This is a genomic window from Massilia pinisoli, assembly GCF_024753285.1.
In the GTDB taxonomy this organism is placed as follows: domain Bacteria; phylum Pseudomonadota; class Gammaproteobacteria; order Burkholderiales; family Burkholderiaceae_D; genus Telluria; species Telluria pinisoli.
Window position 1 is genome coordinate 1 of sequence record NZ_JANUGW010000063.1, and the last position, 648, is coordinate 648.

General features: G+C 56.5%; 1 protein-coding gene and 1 pseudogene. Both read left to right on the forward strand.

From position 1 onward, the window contains the following. Positions 1–52: 52 nt before the first annotated feature. Entirely contained in the window at positions 53–448 is a 396-nt protein-coding gene (locus tag NX784_RS28745) for a helix-turn-helix domain-containing protein (protein WP_258820088.1), read from the forward strand. 20 nt (positions 449–468) lie between these two features. Beyond that, positions 469–648 (forward strand): annotated as a pseudogene (locus NX784_RS28750) (IS3 family transposase); the annotation flags it as partial.

Sequence of the window (648 nt, forward strand, 5' to 3'; positions counted from 1 at the left end):
TGTCCCGTCCTGAAATTGGTTGTCAAACTTTGCCTTATCTGAGGAGAGTGAGATGGCGATTGAGGGAAAACGAACTCAGCGTGACTACACGCTGGCTTTTAAGCTTGGGGTGGTTGGTGCCGTCGAAAAAGGCGAGATGACCTACAAGCAGGCCCAGGATAAGTACGGCATCCAAGGGCGAAGCACGGTGTTAGTATGGTTGCGGCGATACGGCCAGCAGGACTGGAGTACGCTGGCCATGAAGCTAAGCCGAGCGCAACCGGACATGTCCAAGCCCTTGACCCCAGAGCAGCGCATCAAGCAGCTGGAAGCCGAGCTGGAACAGTCGCGCCAGCAGTCATTGGTCTACAAGACGATGCTCGACGTGCTGGCCAAGGAGCATGGGGTGGCCGTGGTAAAAAAGCCTTCGCCCGAACAACGCAAATCCTCCAGCAAAAAGAAGGCCTGAGCGTCAGCCGGGTCTGTGCGTTGTTCGGGATTAGCCGTCAGACGTATTACAAGCGGATCCATGCCGAGATTGGCCGCGCTGCGCGCAACAGCTTGGCGCAAGAAATGGTGCGGCAAATCCGGCTGAAGCAGCCCAGGATCGGTACGCGCAAGCTGTATTTTCTGCTCAAGTCCAAGCTTGTCCTGGCTGGACTGAAGATG

What these genes read in the sequence shown, in the direction of transcription:
- NX784_RS28745 (WP_258820088.1), top strand. Translation starts at nt 53, where the DNA reads ATGGCGATTGAGGGAAAACGAACTCAGCGTGACTACACGCTGGCTTTT.